Origin of the sequence: Paenarthrobacter sp. NEAU-H11 (assembly GCF_050573415.1) — a bacterium.
Taxonomy (GTDB): Bacteria; Actinomycetota; Actinomycetes; order Actinomycetales; family Micrococcaceae; genus Arthrobacter.
Map to the genome: position 1 here is coordinate 41,076 of NZ_JBNZGA010000003.1, position 23,148 is coordinate 64,223.

The window sequence follows — 23,148 nt, forward strand, 5'->3', positions numbered from 1 at the left end:
CCCACTTCAGGAGATAGAAATGGACTTTTCCGGCAAAAGAGTACTTGTCACCGCCGGCGCCAACGGAATCGGCCTGGCGATCGCAAAGAAGTTCAAGGATCTTGGCGCCCGCGTGTACGTGACCGATATCGATCAACGGGCGGTCGAAACTGCCCGGAAGTACGGCTTCAAGGCCAGCGTTTCCGATGCCTCCGTCGAGGAAGACGTCATTCGGCTGATGTCCTCTGTGGAAACTGAACTTGGCGGCCTCGATGTCCTGGTCAACAACGCCGGGGTGGCCGGCCCCACAGGGCCGGTGGAAACGCTTACCAGCGATGCATGGACCCGTACATTTGACGTCAACATCCACGGCCAGTTCTACTGCGTGAAACACTCCCTCGGGATGCTGCGCAGGGGGACCGACCCCGCCATTGTGAACCTTTCCTCAGCGGCAGGCCGCCTCGGGATGGCAGGCCGCAGCGCCTACTCCGCCTCGAAATGGGCCGTCGTCGGGTTCACCAAGACCTTGGCCATCGAGCTTGGACCCGAGGGGATACGGGCGAACGCCATTTGTCCCGGAGCCGTAGACGGGCCCCGGATCCAGGCTGTTATCTCGGCCAAGGCGGACATGCTGGGCAGATCCGTGGAGGACGTTGCCGCGGTCTACAACAACCAGTCATCAATGCAACGCATGGTCACTGCGGAGGACATCGCCAACATGGCAGCCTTCTCCGCGAGCAGCCTGGCCCGGAATGTGAACGGCCAGGTCCTCGCGGTGGACGGCAACACAGAAAAGCTTTACTAAACGCAACGGACAAGGAACACACCATGGCACAGCGAAAAGTCATCATCACAAGCGCCGTCACCGGCGCCATCCACACGCCGTCGATGTCGCCGCACCTTCCTGTCTCTCCGGAGGAGATCGCCGACGCGGCCATCGGGGCGGCGGAAGCGGGCGCGGCGATCGTCCATATGCATGCCCGGGACCCTCGGGACGGCCGCCCGTCCCAGGATCCTGACCACTTCGCGCCGATCCTTGAAAAGCTAAAGGCCAATACCGATGCCGTCATCAACATCACCACCGGCGGTTCGCCGCACATGACGGTGGAAGAACGCATGCGGCCGGCGACCATCTTCAAACCCGAACTGGCGTCCCTGAACATGGGTTCAATGAACTTCGGCCTGTATCCAATGCTGGAGCGGTTCAACGACTTCGAGCACGACTGGGAACGCGAGAACCTCGAGAAGAGCCGGGACCTCGTCTTCAAGAACACATTCCAGGACATCGAGACCATTCTCGGCATCGGAAACGGAAACGGCACCCGCTTCGAGTTCGAGTGCTATGACATATCGCACCTGAACAACCTGGCGCATTTCCACGCCCGCGGCCTGGCCCGGGGTCCCCTGTTCGTGCAGTCCGTTTTCGGTCTCCTGGGAGGTATTGGCGCCCATCCCGAGGATCTGATGCACATGCGCCGGACCGCGGACCGCCTCCTGGGCGACCAGTACGAGTGGTCCATCCTGGGAGCGGGCAGGAACCAGATGCCCCTGGCCACCATCGGCGCAGCCATGGGCTCACACGTCAGGGTGGGGCTGGAGGACTCGTTGTGGATTGGACCCGGCCAGCTGGCGAAGACCAACGCCGAACAGGTAACGCGCATCCGCACGATCCTGGAGGCGCTGAACTTCCAGATTGCGACGCCGGACGAAGCACGCGAAATTCTCCAGCTCAAGGGCAAGGGGAACGTCGGGTTCTGACGCATCAGACTCACCACAAAGAGTAGTAAGCGGACGACGGCGGGAGGCGCCCGCCGTCGTCCGTCACCGGATGCAGGTGGTGGCGTTCGCGGAGGCATCCAGCGTGATGCGCTGCAGGTAGGTTTAGGCTGATGATCTCCGTTGACCGGGACGGTCCAGCACGCTGCGATGTCCATCAACTCCTCGGCGAACACGTACGCCACCTCGCCGGCCGAAAGCGTCCACGCCCCTGGACCACTCCGCCCTGTCCGGGCCGTCGATGACGTTCTGGACCGCCCGCGAGGACGGTGATGTGCTGGGGTGCGGCGCACTCAAGCTCCTCGAATCCCCGCCCGGGGCAGCGCTGCACGGCGAGGTCAAATCCATCGTCTACTTTGCGACCGGGACCGCGGACTACTTCGCTCCGGCACGGCGCCTGTATGCCCGGAACGGCTTCACCGAATGCCCGCCGTTCGCCGGCTACGCCCTGGATCCCAACAGCGTTTTCATGGAACTTCGCTTCTTAGGACGGCCCTCCGGCTGCCCGCGCGGGCGCGCTGCGGATATTGAGGTGACAACATGGCTTTCCCTACTCCCAGCCAACGCCCCACAACGGGCCGATGACATTGGCCGCCCCAGTCGTAGGCTACTGGTAGGCCGGACGCCTAATGACGGGCCCCGGATCCCGAAGGGAATGACGAGTGGACAGTAGTGCTGGTTACTGGTTCTTGAGTGCCGCCGAGTGGGGCAACGCGGCCGCCGACGTGCATGCGGGCAATGCGGGATCGCCGTCCTGGTCGGAGGGCAACCTGGTGCGGCCCCTGGTTCACGGTGCCACCTATTTCGCTCGGCTCCACGAGGAGCTGTCCGCTCTGCAAGCGGGAGACCGCGTGTGGTTCACCGACTGGCGAGGCGACGGCGACGAAAAGCTTACGGCGGACGGGCCGGCCATCGGGGAGTTGCTGGCGCGGCTGGCCCGGGACGGGGTGGAAGTGCGCGGCCTGGTGTGGAGATCGCACGGAGAGCGCGTGTCTGCACCCATGAGCAACCTGTCCAACGAGCACCTCAGCCGCCAGATCAACGACGCCGGCGGCGAGGTTCTGCTGGACCAGCGGGTACGCCTCTTCGGCTGCCATCACCAGAAACTGTTCGTCATCCGCAACCGTAATGACCCTTCCCGGGACGTCGCATTCGTCGGCGGGATCGACCTCTCCCACAGCCGCCGGGACGACGCCGATCACATGGGAGACCCGCAGGCGGTGGAGATGGATCCCCGGTACGGGAAACAGCCTCCCTGGCACGATGCCGCCCTGGAACTGCGCGGCCCGGTTGTGGCAGATGTGCTGAAACTGTTCGCGGAACGGTGGGATGACCCCCATCCCCTGGACCGGCGCACTCCTTACCGGATGCTGCTGCAGCGCATGGCCGATATGCCCCGGCACCCCGAGCCCCTGCCGGAAACTGCGCCGCCACCGCCGCCTGCGGGCCCGCACGCCGTGCAGCTGCTGCGCACCTACGGCGTGAAGCATCCTCCGTTCCCGTTCGCACCCGATGGTGAGCGGAGCGTTGCCCGGGCCTACACAAAAGCCTTCGGCCTGGCCCGCTCCTTGATCTACATCGAGGACCAGTACCTGTGGTCTGCCGAGGTGGCGGCCGGAATCGCGGCTGCCCTCGAAGAGAACCCTGGGTTGAACGTGATCGCCGTCGTGCCCCGCTACCCGGACTCCGACGGCCCGCTGGGAGGGCCGCCCAAGCGGCTCGGCCAGCTGCGCGCCATTGAAAAGATGCGCCGCGTTGCCCCCGACAGATTCGGCGTATTCAACCTGGAGAACAGGGCCGGGACGCCGATCTATGTCCATGCCAAGGTCTGCATCATCGACGACACCTGGTTCACGTGCGGATCGGACAACTTCAACCGCCGGTCCTGGACCACGGACAGCGAGCTCACCTGCGCGGTCATCGACACCTCCGCTGGTCAGGGTGAAGCGCCCGGCGCAGACACTGGTCCCGAGGCTTCCCGTCCCTTGGCCCAGGAGCTCCGGCTCCAGCTCTGGGCCGAACACCTGGGCCTGGACCAGGATGACCCCCGGCTACTCGCTCCGTCGGACGGGCTCGCCCTGTGGAATGCAACCGCGGACGCTCTGGACCATTGGCACGAAACCGGCCGCCGTTCGCCCCGCCCCAGGGGACATGCACGACACCACACCACAGAACCCGTGCCGCGCCTTCAGCGTCTCTGGGCGGACCCTGTCTACCGCCTTCTGGTGGACCCGGACGGCCGCCCCCGCAAAATCCGCGGCACAACCAAGTTCTAGGCAGGATCCACCGCGCCAGCCGGTACATTTGAGCCGATGATTTCCATTGACCGGGACGACCCCGCCCGCGGCGACGTCCATCAACTCCTCAGCGAACACCTGGCGGACATGTTCGCCACCTCGCCGGCCGAAAGCGTCCATGCCCTGGACCATTCCGCCCTCTCGGCGCCGTCAATCACGTTCTGGACCGCCCGTGAGGACGGCGACCTGCTGGGGTGCGGCGCACTCAAGCTCCTGGCGGCCCCTGCCGGCCCGCCCAGGCACGGCGAGATCAAGTCCATGCGCACTGCGGCAGGCGCTCGGGGACGGGGCGTAGCCACCTTGATGCTCCGCCATATCCTCGACGACGCCCGCACCCGGAACCTCGAGCGCCTCTACCTTGAGACCGGTACCGAGGACTACTTCGCCCCCGCCCGGCGCCTGTATGCCCGGAACGGCTTTTCCGAGTGCCCGCCTTTCGCCGGCTACGTCCTGGACCCCAACAGCGTCTTCATGGAGCTCCGACTCTAGGACCCGCTCCAGCGGACACCGGAAACACAGCCCGGGGCGTCAGGCGGCGAGGCGTCAGGCGGCGAGGCGCGCCAGTATGGCCTGTTCCAGTGGGCTATCGGTTGCTGGCAGGCAGCCCGGCGGCCAGAGTGGTGGTTCCCGGTCCGGGTGCTCGGCGGGATAGCATCGGCCGGTCGGCGAAATCCAGCCGGGCGGCCGATCCTTTCCTGCCTGCATCGGTGTCCAACCCGACCCGTGTTTGAGCCGGTGGTGCTTCGGGCATGCCTGCCCAAGGTTGCTGATTCCGGTGGTGCCGCCGCGCTGCCAGGCGGTGAGATGGTCCGCCTCATTGTCCAGGCTGTTGTTGCTGCAGCCCGGGAAGGTGCACGTGCCGTCCCTCATCTTGAGCCACCGCTTCAACGCTTCCGGGAGCCGGTAGCTGGTGCGCCCGATTTCCAGCGGCGCTCCATCCCTCGGGTCGACCAGGACGCGGTAGAACGAGTTGGCACCGTCGGCAACGAGCCTGCGTGCAATCGACGGCGGGACCGGCCCCAGCCCATCGACCTCGGCGGGTTCGTCCGTAAGGCCCAGGAGGGAGAAGACCGGAACGGTAACCAGTACATCAGCCTTAGGGGAAGGCACGTCTCCGACGTCCTGGTTCGCACTGCCCAGCAGCAGCCCAGCGGCGATGTCCGCGCGCAACTGGCTCAGGTTGCGCGGTTCGCCCGGGCTTTGAAGGTCCGCGGGCCAGTGCCGTCGACTTGTTCCAGATAGCCAAGGCCGTATCTCCGGGAAGGTACAACGACAACCAGGCCATGCCGTCCCGGTCCGGGCTGAACTCCATCCGCCGGTCCCCCACGCTCTTTGCGTGGCGTGCCTCAAGCGACTCGGGGTGGTGGCGTTCCCGCCACGCCCGGACCTTACGCCGGAACCGGGCAGGCGCCAGCTCTCCGGGTGCGGCACCGCGGGCCGGTCGGGGCGCGTCCGGGTCGAAGAAGTGCGCCTCCAGGGCAGAGGCGGCTGCGGGGCTGAGGCCGGTTGTTTCGTCGACCACGATGCGGGCGTGCTGCCAGCCGATGGTGCCGGTTTGCAGCGCATCGAGTGCCGCCGGCAACGACGTGGTTAGCGCGTGGGCCTCCCCCAGCAGGGCGGACGCGGCCCGTTCACCGATCGTCAGCACGCAGGCGACTTCTGCCACTCGGCTCACCTCCCGCGCCGACGCTTCATAGGCGCTGGCCGGCGGGCCCTCCAGCACCGCTGTAGCCTCCGTGTAGGCAGCCACCAGCTGGACTTTCAACGCCGCCGTCGCGGCCTCAACCCGCGCCAGCACCCCTAACCCGTCCAGGCAGGCCTCGGAAAGCTCCTGCAGCGGATCAGCATCAGCATCGGGAAGCCGGTAGGGCCCATCCGCGGCGGCCGACGGGCTGGCCACAACACCCGCAAGCTCATCAACCAGCCCGGCCACCGAGCCAACGGCAGCCACCAGCTGGGCCCTGACTTCCGCATCGACAACCACACCGGCTTCCATAACCACAGCATGGCAGGAGGGTCTGACAACGACGACGGCGGTGACCTCCCGCCGTCGACCGCTCACTTTAGGCCGCGTCCCAGCCCTGCGCTCACCCGCCCAGGCGCGCCATCTCCTCGTCCATGGCGTGCGCAAAGACGTCGCCCGGCACGTTCAACGCGTCGAAGTGGACACCACAACACAGATAGCCGCCGTACGAGACAGCCGCGACACCGAGCCGTACGTTTCCCGGGAGAATCCCAAGGGGCCAGAGGGCGATAACCGGGGCTCCGGCGAGGCGGTAAGTTCCCTTCGGACTCGGCACGTTGCTGACGAACCCGGCAACAACACGCTGCTTCCGGGAGAGGCGGTCCAGGATGCGTGCACCGATCGGCCCGCGCATAAACTCCAAGGTGCCTTGATCCCTTGCCCGCACCTTCTCCTCACGGGTCTGGGCGGCGATGAGCCGCAGGCGCAGGTCGGGGTCGGGCTCGCCGAGCGGCAGCTGCACAAGCATGACTCCCACTTGGTTCGCTGCAGCCCCGCGGCGCCGCAGCGCCACCGGCACTGACACCGGCAATCGGGCGGGGATCTGCTCGCCGGCAGCCCCCAGGACCGCCCGGAAGCCGGCCGCGGCCGCGGCGAGGAGTGCGTCATTTACCGTGGCACCCCGCGGACGCACAGCCGTCTCCAGGGCTTCGATACCTGTCTGCAGAAAAGCGACGCCGCGGTGCGAGCTGCGCTCACCGAGCAGCACCGTGCCACCCACGCCAGAGCCCCACAGGGTCTTGAGGATACGAAACAGGCCGATTGTAACCCGACGCAGGGTGCGGCGTAAATCGTTCCCGGGCTGGGACTGCGGTGCCTTTTCCGGCAGGCGCAGATGCGCCCCACCCGCCGGCCGCTCCCCCGGTTCCCCGGCATCAAAGAGCTGCTGCACGATCACCGCCGCTGTCATCCCGTCGGCCACCGCATGATGGATCCGCAGCACAACACCCACGCCAGTCGCTGAGGCGCCCGGTACCACCAGGACCTCCCACATCGGGCGGTCCCATGCCAGTGGCTCCCCCGTCAGTTCGGCACACTTGTCCTGAAGTCCCCCAAGACCATCGACGGGCTCCACGAGGCGGATGTGGTGCTCGACGTCGGGCACGGATTCAATCCAGTGATGTCGGCGGCCCACTAGGGTTACGCTCTTGCGGAGCGCCGGCAAATCCGCAATCCGCTCGCTGAGTGTCGCCCTAAGCCGCGCCATGTCCGGTGTGCCGTCCGGAGCCAGGAAACCGCCGGGCCCGAGCAGGCAGGCGGCCAGGAACACGTTGACCTGCCCGGCGTGGTCGAGCACCAGGTTCGCCTCATCAGCAGGGGCCAGCTTTTGCGTCGCCGGGTGCATGCCTTGACAGTAACCGCGAAACACCGGCTTGTCAGCGCGTGGGCGGACAGGAAATCACTGCAGCCCCTGACGTCACACAACGCCACCGCATCCAGATAAGGACAGGCAACGCCCTACCCTTAACAAGTGACTTTGACTAAGATGCGCACCGCCGCCGCGAGCTCCCTCGCCGCCGCCGGTCTCCTGTTTACCCTCGCCGCCTGTTCCGCGCCGGCCGCCAGCCAGCCCACCACTTCCGCGCCGGCCTCCTCCGCAGCCGCTTCGTCGAGCGCCGCACCCAACGCCTCCGGCCCTTGTGACGGCGTGAAGGTCATCGTCGATTCCGGCGCACTGAAGCAGTCTGCCGCTGACAAGTCCGTGTGCGTGCCCGTGGACGGTCCCACCGCTGCGTCCAAGGTGCTCGAGGAAGCCAACGTAAAGACCGTGGGCACCACCCAGTACCCCAACGAGCTGGTGTGCCGGGTGAACGGTGTACCCGCTGCAGACTTCGAAATCAAGCACAAGGCCGGCTCGTACAAGGAAGAGTGCACCGGCATGCCCGCCGCCTTCGCCTACTGGTCCCTCTGGCTAAAGAAGGATGCCGGCGCCTGGGAATACGCGCAGGAAGGCCTCGCCACCCTGCAGGTCAGCCCGGGCCAGAGCCTGGAGCTGCTCTTCACCCTCGACGGCGAACCGGCCGCCCCCGCGGCATGACCTTCCGACCCGCGCCGCTGCGCGCCGGCATTGCTCTCGCCGTCGTGTTCATCGCGGCGCGGGTCATCTACCGCGTCCTTTTCAACGGCGCGGGCCTTGGCTCGCCCATCCTGCTCGACCTGCCGGCCATGCGGCTGCCGGCCCCGTACGCCCACGTGGTGTTCCTCGGTCCGGTCACCGGGCCCGGGCTGTGGGCGGCGGTCCTGTCCGCCCTGCCGATTGCCGGGCTGTTTGTCGGCTTCGGACTGCTGAACGCATTCGTGGACGTGGCCCGCGGCTTCGTTCACCTGGCCCGCCGCGGCCCCATGCAGGGCCTGGCCCGCACGCTCGTCGTGGCATGGGCGGCACTCCCCGCGCTGGCCGACGCCGTGACCTCCGTCCGCCTGGCCTTCCGGTTGCGGGGCGAACGCTTCGGACCCCGCGCCCTGGTGCCCGTCCTCGAGCGCACCCTTGAACACGCGGCCCGGGTTGCCGCCGCCCTGGAGCTGCGCGGCTTCGGGAGCCGCGCCGCCCAACAACCGGGGAACGACGACGGCGGCCCGCTTCTGGTGCGCGACGCCCGGTTCCGCATCGGCGACGCGCAGGTCCGCGTTGCCGGGTTCACGCCGCAGAGCGGGTCCATCACCGTCATTACCGGGCCCACGGGCTCCGGCAAGTCCACCATCCTGCGGGGCATCGCCGGCCTGCTCTCCCACGTCGACGGCGGCGGGATCTCCGGCACCGTGCGCGTCGCCGGAACGGACCGCGCCGCCACGCCGCCGCGCGATACCGCCCGGCTCATCGGCGTCGTCCTGCAGAATCCCCGCGCCGCCTTCGCCAGCACCCGGGTGCGGGACGAGATCTCCCTTGCCCTTGAGCTGCGCGGCATGCCATCAGCCGCGGCCAAGGCCCGGGTGCTGGAGGTCGCCGAGCGCATCGGGGTCTCGGCGCTGCTGGACCGGAACATCAGTACCCTCTCGGCGGGGGAGGCAACGCTCGTGGCCATCGCCGCCGCGGTGGTGGAGCAGCCTCCCCTGCTCCTGGTGGACGAGCCGCTGGCAGACCTCGACACCACGGCCCGCAGGCACGTAATCGCCGTGCTCAATGCCCTCGCCGGTGACGGCGTCTGCATCATCGTGGCGGAGCACCGGGCGGCAGCGCTCGTCCCGGTTGCCGACTCCTGGTGGACTATCGCCGACGGCGCCCTGGTGCCGGGCGCCGCGCCGTCGCCGCCTTCGCACCGCGATGCTTCTCATCCAGCGCCGGCACAGCCTGCGGGCGACACGCCCGTGCTGACAGCGACCAACCTCGCGGTGCACCGCAAGGGCACGCCGCTGGTGCGCGACGCGTCCCTGGCCCTGTACCGCGGCGAAGTGGTGGCCCTGGTGGGGCCGAACGGGGCCGGGAAGTCGTCCCTGCTCGTGGCGCTTGCCTTGGGTGAGGGTGCGGCCAGTAGAGGAACGGACAGTGTAAAAACCGACGACGGCGGAACGGCCGACGGCGGCCGCGTCGCCCTGGTGCCGGACGCCTCGGACGACCTCTTCACCAGGGATACGGTCGAGGGTGAGCTGCGCGCGGCCGAGCGGCGCCTTGCGCGCCGAAAGAAGGGCGAACAGCCCGAGCCCGGCTTTGCGGCGTCACGCCTGGCCCGTCTGCGGGGAGACGTCAGCATTCCCATTGGCCATGAGCATCCCCGGGACCTTTCTGCAGGCGAGCGCAGGATCCTGGCCATTGCGCTACAGACCATGGATGATCCCCAGGTGCTCCTGATCGACGAACCCACCCGCGGACTCGATCCGGCCGCGCGCACGGCGGTCTCGGCCGCGCTCCGGTCCGCGGCCGACTCCGGTACCGCTGTCCTGATCGCCACCCACGACCACGACTTTGCCCACGGTCTCGGCGCCCGGATCCTCCCGATGCGTGACGGCGTCGCGCCTTCCCCGCCGGTGACTGACGCGCCGGAACCGCTTGCCCTGCTTCCCCGGCAGGCGGGCGCCCGGCCAAAGCCAATCACCGAACCGGCCACCACCGGCGCAGCAACAAAGCCCCGCATCCGGCTGCCGCGCGGCGTCGAGCTCGCCGTCCTGACAGCCGCAAACCTTGTGGCCCTCGCAGCGTTCTGCTGGCCGCTGCTCGCCGCGGCCCTCCCGCAGGACGCAGCCGCCGCCCTCCCCTATGCGGCGCTGGCGATCGCGCCGCTTGCCGCCGTCGCCATCGTTGTGTCCCTCGACGGCTCGGTGCGCTCGGCACACACGGTGGCGCTGCTCGGCGTCCTGGCAGCAGTCGGCACGGCTGTCCGGGTGGCGAGCACCGGCGTCGGGGGCGTTGAAGCAGTGTTCATCCTGCTGATCCTGGCCGGCCGGGCGTTCGGCGCCCGCTTCGGCATGCTGCTCGGCGCCGCCACGATTGCTCTCTCAAGCGCGCTGTGGGGCGGGATCGGGCCGTGGACTCCGTTCCAGATCTTCGCCTGTGCGTGGGTGGGCGCAGGGGCGGGGCTGCTCCCCCGGCGGGTGCGGGGCAAGGCCGAACTGTGGATGCTGGCCGGCTACGGCATCGTGGCGTCCTACCTGTTCGGCCTGCTGACCAACCTGTGGTTCTGGCCCTTCGCGGTGGGCGCCGGCACCGGCATCTCCTACGTGCCCGGCGCGCCGCTGGGCACCAACCTCAGCAGCTTCCTGCTGTACTCGCTGGTGACATCGACGGCGGGCTGGGACACCCTGCGCGCCGTCACCACCATCATCGGCATCGCGGTGGTGGGCCGGGCGATCCTCGCCGCACTAAGGCGGGTGAAGCCGGTCTCCAGCCTGGGCGGGCAAGCCGAAAAGGCTCACTCTGCGCAGGCCAAAGACCGGCTTCACATCGGGGTTTGAGGCTACTGATGGAACGCGCCGACCCGATGGCTCGTCAGGGTGTCTTACTTTGCGCGGCCTCAGTGAGGAGACGGCGGGCATCGTAGTCCGTCAGGAATGCCTGGTCCTCGAGGGCTCGAACGCTGCTCTTCACGGCCGCCACGTAGTCGCCGTGGTTCCCGTACAAGCCATCGAGCACGTCCTGCCCAAGGGGCCGCTCGTAGCCGGCGATGAAGCAGAACGACGCGCCGGTGGCGGTGCCGTACCAGGTGCTCGTCGGAGCGTCGAGGAACGGCGAGCGCAGGCCGCCCTGCACGTTGCCGAACTCGTCCAGCACCGGCGCGCCGTCGCGGACGAGGATCGGTTCAGCGCGCGGCGGCGCGATGCCCTCCCGGACCCAGAGGTCGAGGTTTTGCAGGGCGGAGTTGAAGAAGATGGAGCTGGGGAACCTGCTGCGCGGCCCCTCGTTGCAGGACGCGGGCGGGACAGACCGGCCCGCGGCGATGATGTCTTTGGACGAGGCCGAGAAGGTGAGCTCGTCCGGTGTGGCGTGGCCGGCGCCCGCCATCTCGTAGTGCCGGTACCGGTCCCCGGGAGCGTCGCTGTCGGCGCGCCGGGATCCGATGCCCCGGAGGTAGTCAGACTGGGACATGATCCGCATGATGGGCACCCCGACGTCCTTGAACTGGCGGCGGACGTCGTTGGCGGGCGGGGCAGTCTCGCACTGGTTCATGGGGTACGCGCCAGCGAACGCGCCACCGGCCACAGCCACCATGTATGCGTCGTAGACCGGCTCGCCGTCCGACTCGACGACGAGCGGGTGGACGCCGTTGATGTAGTTGACCAGGAAGCCTCCGGTCTGGGAGTAGCCGAAGCCGTAGGCGTGCTCCACGCGGGTGGTCGGCGATCCGTAGCGCAGCGGGTTGGCGGGATCATTGCTCTTGAGCCAAGCGCCGACTTGCGAGTAGATGTCCCAGATCAGGCCGTTCTCCGTCGTCCGGGATGAGTCAGCGGCCACCGTTGCACAGTTGCGGGGATCGGTCAGCGGCAGCGGATTGGCGAAGGACAAGGCCCCATACCGCGCCGAATCGAAGTTCTTGAGCGCCTCAACGGCGATCGGCTTGGCGGTGATGCCCACCCAGGCGTCTCCGTTGGCGACCATCTGCTCATGGGCCATTGCCCAGCCGATGTTGAGGTCGAACAGATTACTGGGGTTGAGCATTTCAACTACCACGTTGCCGCTGAACTTCTGGCCCTCGGCCGGCTTACGGACCAGGACGCGGGTGGTGTAAGGGGCGTCGGGGGTTCGGATCTGGGCGGGACCCGCGGTGGGCCAGCTGTAGACATTCGAGGTGCCGCTGACCAGGTACTCCTCCTCGTCATAACCGAGCTTCGATAGATCCTGGGGGACCTCTTGATGGCTGGCCGCACCGAACGGGTACGACTCGGCGGTAGCCGCCAAGGGACCCTGCACAGTGGGTACCGGCGTCGCCCCGGCAGACTCTGCGACCTGCCCGGGTGGAGCGGGAGCCTCTGCGTTGGCTGGAACGGCTGACGCGCTGAGGCCCGCAAAGGCGAGGGACAGCGTCAGCAGGATGGATGCTCGGGCACGGGTGTTCATCGATGCTCCTTCTCGGATCCGGGCTGCACTGCCCGGCGCGCTCCGGAACACAGGCTTCGGCGCCGTGTGCCCTTGCTGCGAGATCGACGCTCAGTTCAAACGTGACAACGTCAGGGAGCGATGTTACTCCACAGTAGATATGGTTGACCGAAACGGTCAAGGGTAGGTATTGACTGTCATGGCGCCAACGGTGGCGCAGCGAGCATCAACCGCAAATCCTGTAAATAGGGGTGAAGCCCGTCTCCAGCGCGGGCGGTCAAGGGGGCGCAGGCTTTTGCAGCGGGCTGCATCGATGTCGCTGTGAAGGTCATAGTGGGAGGATCCCTAGGATTCGCAATTCCCCGTGGATAGTCTGGGACAGGATGCCACTCTACGGAGGGTCAGGGAGAATGTGATCGAAGCAGCTGCTGCGGTAATCGGCCGGAACAATGTCACCATATCCGGCCGGGATGATGGGCCTGTGATGATGTTCGCCCACGGTTTTGGCTGCGATCAGGCTATATGGCGGAAGCTGCTGCCCTATTTTGTTGATGATTACCGGCTGGTGCTTTTTGATCATGTTGGTGCAGGACACTCCGGCATCAGCGCCTATGACTGGGACAAGTACGGGTCCCTGAATGGGTACGCGTCGGACCTGCTGGAGATTTGCGCCGCCCTTGAACTCGATGACGTCATCCTGGTGGGCCACAGTGTCAGCACGATGATCGCCGTGATCGCCGCAGTGCAGGACCCCAACCCTTTCTCCCACTTAGTCCTGCTTGCTCCTTCACCCCGCCATACGGATGACCCGTACGACGGCTACGTGGGCGGGTTTTCGAGAGAAGACATCGAGGGACTGCTGGCATCCCTGGACAGCAACTATTTCGCCTGGGCCGCGGCCTTGGCGCCCATGGTTATGGGCAACCCGCAAGAGCCGGAGCTGGCGGAGGATCTGCGTGGCAGCTTTTGCCGGACAAATCCAACCATCGCACGGCACTTCGCGGGGGTAACCTTTTTCTCCGACACCCGCCCTGAACTGAAGAAGGTGCGCACCAGCTGCCTGATTCTGCAGTGCTCCGACGATCGGCTTGCCCCGCCGGAAGTGGGCGCCTACCTGCACAAGAATCTGGAACACAGCACCCTGGTGCAGCTCCAGGCCACCGGGCATTGCCCCCATGTCAGCTCCCCGGAGGAAACGGCCCGGGCGATTCTGCACTACCTCGACACCCGCTCCTGACAGGCGCCGCTGGCCCCTCCCCCGCCCGGTTTTGCCCGGTCGAGGCAGGTTCAGTCAATGATTGCCCATTTCAGGCGAGCTGCAGGATCCGGGTTCAGGCGAGTTTGGTTACCTGGTAGGTGTGGCCGGCCGCGCGGAGTCGCTGTATGAGCACGTTGCCGAGTGCGGTGGCCGGTGTCAGCGACCCTTTAGCGGTTGGCAGCCGGTCACCGTCGAGGGTAAGAGCGAGTGCAGTCTCCCCTGCCATCACGGCGGTGGCGGCATAGCCGGGATCACCGGGGCCAGCGGCAATCGCCTGGTAACGCTGGCCATCCTCGGTGCGGGCGGTCACCTGGGAGTGGAACCAGCCCGCGCGCTGCGTGCTGATGCTCGGACCCGCACCCGGTGCCGGAAGACAGCGGTCGAGCACCCTCCTGGTCGGCGGAAATGCCATCGCGCCCGTGAATGCCCGAAGCCCGAGTGCCATTGCCCTGGCGAGGACCGCTCCTGCCGGTCCGGGGGCCACCCCCATCACCTCGCCGTACTGAAGAGAGCGTCCGTAGGCCCAGCCCTGCAATGCGCTGCTGCGGCGCACTATCCGGGTGTTGAACGGGGCCATGATGAACGGCGCAGTCCAGGTGCCGTCAGCGGAACGGCGCACAGGCCCGGCATCGGGTGGCTGTGGTGTTGTCGGCTCCCGGGTGCGGTCGGGGCTCAGAGCGTAGGGGTCCGCGGCTAATGACCTCAGGGCGGTGCTTGATCGCATCGCGTCGAGCTGCCCGCGCATCGATTCGAGCGTGCCTCCGCTCAGGCCGCCCTTGGCCTTAGCAACGAGTTGGACCTCGGCTAAACCGCCAGCGGCATCGGCTTCTGCCGCCTGATGAAGCAGCAGTACGGCGAGGTCGGACGGCACGGAGTCGTAGCCGCAGGAGTGCACGATCTTGGCTCCGCTCGTCCTGGCCAGAACGTCATAGCGATCGATCGCCTCCCGGATGAAGGACACCTCACCCGCGAGGTCGGCATAGTGGGTACCGGCCCGTGCGCAGGACTCGACGACGGGTAGTCCGTGTCTCGCGTATGGACCGACGGTTGTGAAGAGCACCCGTGTGTTCGCAGCCAGGGCGGCGATTGAGTCCGCATCCTCCGAGTCGGCTTCGATGAGGGCCCATCCGTGCGCCGCGGCCGGCAACTGCGACCGAACCGCCTCGAGTCTGGACTTGGACCGGCCCGCGAGTCCGACTCGGAGACCGGCCGGTGCATGCTCGGCGAGGTAGGCGGCGATCAGTCTGCCAACGAAACCCGTCGCTCCGTAGAGAACGAGGTCATGTTCCCGAGATGAGGTGTCCATCACTGCAGCCTTTCACAGCGGCACTGCACTCACACCTTGAAGTACTTCGCCTCCGGGTGGTGGAACACAAACGCGTCCGTGGACTGTTCGGGGTGCAGCATCAGCTCATCGCTCAGCACTACGCCCATCCGTTCAGGTTTCAGCAGCTCCGTCACCTTACGGCGGTCCTCCATGTCCGGGCACGCCGGGTAGCCGAGCGAGAACCGGGCACCGCGGTACTCAAGCTTGAAATACCCCGCTGTGTCCTTGGGCTCCTCGGCCGCGAATCCCAGCTCCTTGCGGATGCGGGCGTGCCAGAACTCGGCCAGCGCCTCGGTGAGCTGCATGACCAGGCCGTTGAGCTCGTAGTAGTCGCGGTACTGGTTGGCGGCGAACATCTTGGAGGTGAACTCCTCGATCTTCGAGCCGGCGGTGACCAGCTGCACCGGCAGGACGTCCACCTGTCCGGATTCGCGGGACTTCACGAAGTCGGCCAGGCACAGGTGCCGGTCGCGGCGCTGGCGCGGGAAGTTGAAGCTCAGCCGGTCGGTGCCGATCGGACCGCCTGAACCACCATCGGGGGCGAGGAGCCCCGCGGTGCCCAGGACGCCGTCGCGATCCTCCCCGTGGTGCAACACCACCACCTGTTCCCCTTCGGAAACCACCGGGAAGTAGCCGTAGGCGACGGACGCGTCCAGCATGCCCTCGCCGAGGATGCGGTCCAGCCAGTAGCGCAGGCGCGGCCGGCCCTCGCGTTCCACCAGTTCCTCGTAGGAGGCGCCGTCCTCGCCGCGGCCGGGCTTGAGCCCCCACTGCCCCATGAACGTGGCGCGCTCGTCGAGGAACGCCGAGTAGTCGTGGAGCGAGACACCGCGCACAATGCGCGTGCCCCAGAACGGCGGCGCGGGCACGGGGTTATCGGAGGCGACGTCGGACCGGCCGGGCATCGCTTCGGGCTCGGTGACCGTGAACTTCGCGCCGCCCTTGTGGATGCGCTTCTTCAGCGGCGGCAGGCCGACGTCGTCCGGTGACTCCCCGCGGGCCACGCGGACCAGCGGCTCCATGAGGGACAGGCCCTCGAAGGCGTCCTTGGCGTACCGGACCACGCCGTCAAACTGCTCCGCCAGGTCCTGCTCCACGTAGGCGCGGGTCAGGGCTGCACCGCCGAGGATCACGGGCCACTTCTTCGCCAGGCCGCGGGACTGCAGCTCCGCAAGGTTTTCCTTCATCACCACGGTGGACTTCACCAGCAGCCCGGACATGCCGATGACGTCGGCGTTGTGCTGCTCGGCTGCGGCGATGATCTCGGCGATGCCCTGCTTGATGCCGATGTTCACCACTTTGTAGCCGTTGTTGGTGAGGATGATGTCCACCAGGTTCTTGCCGATGTCGTGCACGTCGCCGCGGACGGTGGCGATCACCATGGTGCCCTTGCCTGAGGAGTCGGACTTCTCCATGTGCGGCTCGAGCAGGGCGACGGCGTTCTTCATCACCTCGGCGGACTGCAGCACGAACGGCAGCTGCATCTCGCCGGCGCCGAAGCGCTCGCCCACCACCTTCATGCCCTCGAGCAGGTGGTCGTTGATGATGCCGAGCGGGGTCATGCCCTCGCTGCGGGCCAGGTCGAGGTCCTCCTCGAGGCCCTTGCCTTCGCCATCGATGATGCGGCGTTCCAGGCGCGCGCCCGTGGGCAGCGCCGCGAGTTCGGCAGCGCGCTGGTCCTTGAGGGCTGCGGTGTCGACGCCGGCGAACATGTCCAGCATGATGGCCAGGGGGTCGTACGTGGTGTTGCCCTCGGCGTCGTATTCGCGGCGGTCCCAGACCAGGTCCAGGGCCACCTTGCGCTGCTCCTCCGGGAGGGAGGCAAGCGGCACGATCTTGGCGGCGTCGATGATGCCGCTGGTCAGGCCCGCCTGGACGGCCTCGTGCAGGAACACGGAGTTCAGGACGACGCGCGCTGCCGGGTTCAGTCCGAAGGACACGTTGGAGACGCCGAGCGTGGTGTTGATGCCCGGGTACTTGGCGGTGATCTGGCGGATGGCCTCGATGGTTTCGATGCCGTCCCGGCGGGTCTCCTCCTGGCCGGTGGCGACGGGGAAGGTCAGGGCGTCCACGATGATGTCCTCGACGCGCATCCCCCATTCGCCCACCAGGGCGTCGACGAGGCGGGAGGCGATGGCCACCTTGCCCTCGGTGGTGCGGGCCTGGCCCTGTTCGTCGATGGTCAGGGCGATCACGGCGGTGCCGTGTTCCTTCACGAGCGGCATGATGCGCGCGAAGCGGCTGTCCGGGCCGTCGCCGTCCTCGTAGTTGACGGAGTTGACCACCGGGCGGCCGCCGATGTGTTCCAGGCCGGCCTGCAGTACGGCGGGTTCGGTGGAGTCCATGACCAGCGGGAGCGTGGAGGCCGACGCGAAACGCGAGACTATCTCCTTCATGTCGGCCACGCCGTCACGCCCCACGTAGTCGATGCAGACGTCCAGCAGGTGCGCGCCCACGCGGATCTGCTCGCGGGCGATGTCGACGCAGTCGTCCCAGCGCTCTTCGAGCATCGCCTGGCGGAACGCCTTGGAGCCGTTCGCGTTGGTGCGTTCACCAATGGCGAGGTAGGAGGCGTCCTGGTCGAAATTCACGTGCTGGTAGAGGGACGCGACGCCGGCTTCGCGCTCGGTGGGGACGCGGGCTGGGCCGGTGCTGCCGGCTCCCGTCTCGCGTGTGCGGAAGGGCGCAAGACGTTCGACGACGGCGGCCATGTGCTCCGGCGTCGTACCGCAGCAGCCGCCCACCAGACCCAGGCCGAACTCGCGGACGAACTGCTCGTGTGCGGTGGCGAGTTCGGTGGGGGTGAGCGGGTAGTGCGCGCCGTTGGCGCCGAGGATGGGCAGGCCTGCGTTGGGCATGCAGGCGATGGCCACGGATGACTGCTTGGAGAGATGGCGGAGGTGCTCGCTCATCTCGTCCGGTCCGGTGGCGCAGTTCAGGCCGATGGCGTCGACGCCGAGCGGCTCGAGCGCGGTCAGAGCAGCACCGATTTCGGAACCCATGAGCATGGTTCCGGTGGTTTCGACCGTCACCTCGACGAAGATGGGGAGGCGGATGCCGCGGGTGACGATGGCCTGCTTGCAGCCGTTGACGGCGGCTTTGGTTTGCAGGAGGTCCTGGCTGGTTTCGATGAGGAAGGCGTCCGCGCCGCCGTCGATGAGGCCCTCGGCCTGGAGGGCAAAGGTCTGTTTGAGGTAGTCGTAGCTGGTGTGGCCGAGGCTGGGGAGCTTGGTGCCCGGGCCCATGGAGCCAAGGACCCAGCGCATCCGTCCGTCTGTTTGTTCCGCCGCTTCGGCGCGTTCGCGGGCGATCTGGGCGCCCTTGCGCGCGAGCTCCTCGATCCGGTCGTCAATGCCGTAGTCGGAGAGGTTGGACCAGTTGGCGCCGAAGGTGTTGGTCTCGACCGCGTCGATGCCGGTGGCGAAGTAGGCGTCGTGGATGTCTGCGAGGACATCCGGCCGCGTGTCATTGAGGATCTCGTTGCAGCCTTCGAGCCCCAGGAAATCCTTCTCAAGTGAGAGGTCCCGGCCCTGCAACATGGTGCCCATGGCGCCGTCGGCAATGACCACACTGTGGTTCACTGCATCCAGAAGCTCCTGCGAACGGGCAGGGCGGGGCACGGACTCAATATCAAGCGCAAAACGAGGCATCTAAACAGGTTACGTGTGGGGGCCGCAACGTTGCGCTGTGTGTCCGTGTACTACGACGGTGGTGGGGCCTCGGGCGAAACCTCCGCAGCCGGGGATGCGAACTGTGCCCATACAGTCACATCAACAGCCGTTCGGTGAATTCACGTGCAATCCGCGGGGCGCTGGGTTCGGCGGCACCGCGCTCGAAGGTCTTCTCAGCCGCGGGGCAGCCTGGGGCAGCACCGGAACATCCCTCACAGGAAGCAGGGCAACCTCACCTGCCATTTCTTCCTCTCCCGACCAACAATATGTCTCTGCTACCGCATGCCTTAGTTCCTCTTCATTCAAGTTCGACCACTGAGCCAATGTTCCCTTGTCCGGCAGCGGAAGCGATGCGAGCTCATAGGAACTGACCGCAACAGATCCGGAAATGCAACGGAATAGACGGTCCATGGTGTCTGTAGCAAGCACTCTTCCCAGGGTGACCCTGTCAATGAGAGGGAAAGGCGTGTTGGGGCGAAGTACGTTTACATGGCTTTCAACTGCAACACGCCCCCCAAGACTGAGAAGTTGGTTTTCCGTCAATTCCGCTGCTACCAGCCGGCGGCCTTGTTCCAAAGACGTCGTGCGCTGAACAAGGATTGCCGGTTCCCCCAAACTCATGAAGCGCAAGTCCCGATCACCGTGCACCTGGAGATACCTCATTGGATCCCGGCCGGCATCCCGATGTATGTAGCCGTCGTCAATGTCCGCCGCCCATATAACCTGAATTCGGCCAGCCTCATGCCGCGGATGAAGATCAGCTTTGCGCCTATTCCACACCAGCGGACCGGTCGAGGCATGCCATCCAGCGGTGGACAGAGTATTTGGCATCGCCGCCGCCGCCGCCGCAATCGATGCGTCCTCCGGGGACCGTGGGAGAAGCCACGGTCGATCTGTCCGGGGAGTCGGAACGCTGGCAACTTCCTCTGTTTTCCCCCGCGTCCTAGTGATTTTTGTTCGCGGCGATTCGGTCTTTGCGAAAACGGCAAGACAAGTCTCTTGGAGAACTCCAGTAAATACGCCCGATCGATCGTTGACAAAATTTATGCTCCGTAGAGGAGCTTCTTCTGACAACGTCCGCCGCAGCCTGTGGAAATACAGACCGGCTGTAAAGCTTGTGGGTACGACCGTTGCCAACACTCCGCCGGGTCGAATGTTCTGAGCACCGACTGCCATAAACATGGAATACAGGTTTGCGTGGCCGAACAGAATGTTGGCGAACCGACTTCTATCTGCGGGACTAAGCGTCACCCGGCCATAGGGCGGGTTCATGATAGTAACAAATGACTCATCACGCTCTTGGTCTAAGCCGTCACCGACCGATGCCAAGGCCGGAAGGGGCTCGCGACGAGCGACGGGAACCTTTGCGAGCGTGGGCAGCATCCGAGCAGCGAGAATCACGTTTGCGATATACACAGCCCAGGGATCTTGATCCACACCTTCAATGAGCCGACTTATTCTACGCAATACGAGAGCAGGATCATCATCGACCGAAGCAGTCAAGTGTTCATCAACGACAGGGATGAGCAACGCCCCAGATCCACAAGCCGGGTCCCGCACCAGGCCCTCAAGGCGGTGGGGCTCAGCGTCCCAGCCTAAGCCTTCTCGGGCCATCGACCACAAATTCCTAGCTAACGCGGGGGGCGTATAGTGCTTTCCCTTGTCAGCCCGAACCGCAGGATCGAGCGAATTAACGTAAAGGCCGCCAATTTGGTACGAGGAATTTTCAAGCGAGACTCCGGAAAAATCAGGAGATCCGAGCCAAACCGCAGGCGGTGCGGTTTGAACAGCTTTGGACAGGTCAAGTGCAAACCCATCGAGTCCTGCCCTCAAAGCCCGCTTCCGCCACCAATTTGGGAGGGATGCTACAACGGCCAACGCTCCTGCCGGGAGACTCGGCGCGGTGATGACAGACGGCACACCAACTCGTGCTTGGGTGGCGTAGGGCATCATCGAACCAGATTATACTGCTTTGGCGGCATCCGTGGCCGCACACGGGAGTCCCCGCAGATTGTAGATGTTGTAAAACGGATAGGTTCTACAAATCAGCCTGCGCACCACAGTCGGCGCCACGGTATTCTCAAGGGAATACAACCTGCTTTTTCGCATCAGTCCCAGTTAGACCTAATTGCGAGAGAACATCCGAGTAGATAAAGAATCTTTTCGTGTAGGCGTCATCACGCTGTAGATACTTTTTCAATTGGACAGGGTAATCGTGCGCCAAGTAAGAAAGAATTGAATGGTAAGGGGACCAGTCCAAGCTATGCGCTCCCGCATTCCTCACAAGCCCATTTTCCAAGAGTCGAATCAGAACCGGGGGCGGAGACTCCTTGAGAGTGTTCCATAGAAGGCCCTGAACATTCTCCGCAAGCCGCTTGACGTCAACCGGCAGCTGATCGGCTGGCCAATTAGCCTGGAGAGTTGTGATGACGGCGTTGATCTCATCATATCTGGCAGAACTAGCTGGCAATACTTTCGATTCCTGCAGGACTAGCATATTCTCAACTGCGACCTCGGCCTGCTCCAGCAACGCCTTGATCTGATGCGCAATGCGTTCGCGGCGCCAACTTACGTTGTCTGTTTTATAAGTAACATCATGGGTTGCTACCGACCAAGCGTGTTGAAGAAAAGTGCGAATTTGCACCTCGAACAAAAACCCGTCGATTCGCGAAGGAAGTTCATAGTCCTCGGCGCGATATCTTACATTCATCCTTAAATCATCAAAGGTAAAGCTAGAGGAAGGTTTGCTCGTGAGATCTGACGACTCTGGCTTCTTTGAAACAAATGTGAACTTATCGCGGATGAGCGACTCGGCCGCTGCTATATCTAAAGCATTTGGAACCACCAAAACCGCGGCATAGAAGTCTTCCATCTCAGCCGGATTTGAGACGCGTCCAGTTTCAAGCTTTAAAGCAAAACTCTCTGCGCCCTTTACGCGGCTTTCATAATGCCAGGAGGACAACTTTGCATTCAGAAGCATTTTATCTACGGTACGCTGCAGCTCTTTTGCAGTCCGTTCGCGTTCCCGAAAGAGATCGCGAATCTCGTTTTCAATCTTCACAAACGGACCATCAGTCCACATCAGCGCCCAGCGCGTGCGTAAGGGCCTGAAGCCGCTCTCGGCGCTTGGGTTCGTCAGTCGTGGCGCCTACGGACGCAGCCTTATAGGCGGCGACCAATTTCTCATAATCGCTCAGTTTAACGTCCTCGGGTATTGCTTCGCTACTCTGATCAATCTCAAAGGCATCAACAGCCTCCATAAATCGAACGTAACGCGCGGAGACTTCTGCAAGAACATGGTAGGGGAGTTCATTTAGGGCAACGTATGACCAAAGCGTGTAAAAGTGAAGGAATGGCTGAGCGTGCTTCGAAACAATGTTGGCTTCCTTCTCCAACTCTTCCAAGACTTCTGTTACAGCAGAAAACTTTTCAGAAAACTCATCGACATCAAACTCCAAGTCGGGGTTTTCAACTTCGTCATGATCGGCAAAAAATTGATCTAGATCTAATTGGTCGAATCCTGAGATATCTCCACGGACAAGCACTGCGGCCAGTTCGGCAAGGTTCTGCACATTTGTCATGCGCTTTTCTTTTGCCGTTGTGGAAATCTTGAATTTTTTCCACACGGGACGGAGCGACTCTTGCTCGAGAAATGTAATCAACCATCCGTCAAACCGTGCATGTCGCAACTCTTGGGCAGTGAGTTTACTCGAATTTTTGTTCAAGCGCTCAAAAACGTCTCGAACCAAGGCTTCTTGAAGATCATCTAACTCTTCAACCGTCACACGATAGTTCCACAACCGGCGCTTGATTTCAGGCATGTCCGCAAAATCGCGCCAGCGTTTGCCGTTGTAGTTGCTATCACCGAAATCAAGGGGAAGAGTAATTTTATTGTTTAGAAACAGCAGAATTGTGGAAATCCGCTGCTTTCCATCCACGACATGATAGGTGGGCTGTCCAGTATCATAAGTTATGGACTTATGCAGAAAAATCGCAGGTGAAGGGTAGTTTCGAAAAATTGTATCTAGAAAGAAACGCCTATCGCGAGGAGTCCAGACGCTTCGACGTTGATATGGCGGATCCAAGTCAAGCTGATTGTTTCGGTCGAGATCCAAAAGCCAACTCAAGTCATGTGTAGTTACTATGCGTTCCACACGCTTGTATGGCTCTTCTTCCATTTTTTTCTCGATTCGATTGTAGTGGTCAGTCTAGGTAAAAGACTAGTTCGAGCAGGCTTAAATCAAGACTGTATCAGTCGTAAGTTACGGAACGGTCATCCCGGTTCAAGCTACCCGCCGACCTGAACCTGACTAGAGCCATACCGTCACCCTCCTGCATTAAGAGGTAGCCG

Annotated in this window: 14 protein-coding genes and 2 pseudogenes; 8 read left to right on the top strand and 8 right to left on the bottom strand. The window is 64.5% G+C overall.

What is annotated here, in order from left to right; genetic code table 11:
- The first annotated feature begins 19 nt into the window (after window positions 1-19).
- The 5 genes and pseudogenes from ACQ3DC_RS04940 (at window position 20) to ACQ3DC_RS04960 (ending at window position 4,541) form a co-directional block, all read left to right on the top strand.
- Entirely contained in the window at window positions 20-784 is a 765-nt protein-coding gene (locus tag ACQ3DC_RS04940) for an SDR family oxidoreductase (RefSeq protein WP_430751698.1), read from the top strand.
- Window positions 785-807: 23 nt separating this feature from the next.
- Window positions 808-1,737 (top strand): 3-keto-5-aminohexanoate cleavage protein, encoded by a 930-nt coding sequence (locus tag ACQ3DC_RS04945; protein ID WP_430751699.1) that lies wholly within the window; start codon window positions 808-810, stop codon window positions 1,735-1,737.
- A gap of 131 nt (window positions 1,738-1,868) precedes the next feature.
- A pseudogene (locus ACQ3DC_RS04950) lies at window positions 1,869-2,233 on the top strand (GNAT family N-acetyltransferase); the annotation flags it as partial.
- Window positions 2,234-2,417: 184 nt separating this feature from the next.
- A complete protein-coding gene (locus tag ACQ3DC_RS04955; RefSeq protein WP_430751700.1) occupies window positions 2,418-4,031 on the top strand; it encodes a phospholipase D-like domain-containing protein in 1,614 nt (537 codons plus the stop codon).
- A gap of 36 nt (window positions 4,032-4,067) precedes the next feature.
- Window positions 4,068-4,541, top strand: coding sequence for a GNAT family N-acetyltransferase (locus tag ACQ3DC_RS04960; RefSeq protein WP_157240867.1), 474 nt, complete (start codon window positions 4,068-4,070; stop codon window positions 4,539-4,541).
- 54 nt (window positions 4,542-4,595) lie between these two features.
- On the opposite strand, the pseudogene ACQ3DC_RS04965 reads toward ACQ3DC_RS04960, so the two are convergent.
- Window positions 4,596-6,048 (bottom strand): annotated as a pseudogene (locus tag ACQ3DC_RS04965) (DUF222 domain-containing protein).
- Window positions 6,049-6,139: 91 nt separating this feature from the next.
- Window positions 6,140-7,420, bottom strand: a complete 1,281-nt coding sequence (locus ACQ3DC_RS04970) for a wax ester/triacylglycerol synthase domain-containing protein (protein ID WP_430751701.1) — start codon at window positions 7,418-7,420, stop codon at window positions 6,140-6,142.
- Window positions 7,421-7,546: 126 nt separating this feature from the next.
- On the opposite strand from ACQ3DC_RS04970, the gene ACQ3DC_RS04975 reads away from it, so the two are divergent.
- A complete protein-coding gene (locus ACQ3DC_RS04975) occupies window positions 7,547-8,113 on the top strand; it encodes a hypothetical protein (protein ID WP_430751702.1) in 567 nt (188 codons plus the stop codon).
- Window positions 8,110-10,962 (top strand): ATP-binding cassette domain-containing protein, encoded by a 2,853-nt coding sequence (locus tag ACQ3DC_RS04980; RefSeq protein ID WP_430751703.1) that lies wholly within the window; start codon window positions 8,110-8,112, stop codon window positions 10,960-10,962. The genes ACQ3DC_RS04975 and ACQ3DC_RS04980 overlap by 4 nt, the downstream gene beginning before the upstream one ends.
- A gap of 34 nt (window positions 10,963-10,996) precedes the next feature.
- Here the strand turns inward: ACQ3DC_RS04980 and ACQ3DC_RS04985 are convergent, their stop codons facing one another.
- Entirely contained in the window at window positions 10,997-12,562 is a 1,566-nt protein-coding gene (locus ACQ3DC_RS04985; protein WP_430751704.1) for an alpha/beta hydrolase domain-containing protein, read from the bottom strand.
- 391 nt (window positions 12,563-12,953) lie between these two features.
- Here ACQ3DC_RS04985 and ACQ3DC_RS04990 point away from each other — a divergent pair, with 391 nt between their 5' ends.
- Complete coding sequence (locus tag ACQ3DC_RS04990) at window positions 12,954-13,778, top strand: alpha/beta fold hydrolase (protein ID WP_430751705.1); 825 nt, start codon at window positions 12,954-12,956, stop codon at window positions 13,776-13,778.
- Between the two features lie 94 nt (window positions 13,779-13,872).
- On the opposite strand, the gene ACQ3DC_RS04995 is transcribed toward ACQ3DC_RS04990, so the two are convergent.
- The 5 genes from ACQ3DC_RS04995 to ACQ3DC_RS05015 form a co-directional block, all read right to left on the bottom strand.
- On the bottom strand, window positions 13,873-15,105 hold the full coding sequence (locus ACQ3DC_RS04995; protein ID WP_430751706.1) for a saccharopine dehydrogenase family protein: 1,233 nt from the start codon (window positions 15,103-15,105) through the stop codon (window positions 13,873-13,875).
- A gap of 29 nt (window positions 15,106-15,134) precedes the next feature.
- Window positions 15,135-18,776, bottom strand: coding sequence for a methionine synthase (gene metH / locus ACQ3DC_RS05000; RefSeq protein ID WP_430751707.1), 3,642 nt, complete (start codon window positions 18,774-18,776; stop codon window positions 15,135-15,137).
- Between the two features lie 120 nt (window positions 18,777-18,896).
- Window positions 18,897-20,750 carry an Eco57I restriction-modification methylase domain-containing protein gene (locus ACQ3DC_RS05005; RefSeq protein ID WP_430751708.1) on the bottom strand — a complete coding sequence of 618 codons (1,854 nt, stop codon included), beginning with the start codon at window positions 20,748-20,750 and terminating at the stop codon, window positions 18,897-18,899.
- A 127-nt stretch (window positions 20,751-20,877) separates the two neighbouring features.
- On the bottom strand, window positions 20,878-21,858 hold the full coding sequence (locus ACQ3DC_RS05010) for a hypothetical protein (RefSeq protein WP_430751709.1): 981 nt from the start codon (window positions 21,856-21,858) through the stop codon (window positions 20,878-20,880).
- A gap of 10 nt (window positions 21,859-21,868) precedes the next feature.
- Window positions 21,869-22,975, bottom strand: coding sequence for a DUF262 domain-containing protein (locus tag ACQ3DC_RS05015; protein ID WP_430751710.1), 1,107 nt, complete (start codon window positions 22,973-22,975; stop codon window positions 21,869-21,871).
- Between the last annotated feature and the right edge of the window lie 173 nt (window positions 22,976-23,148).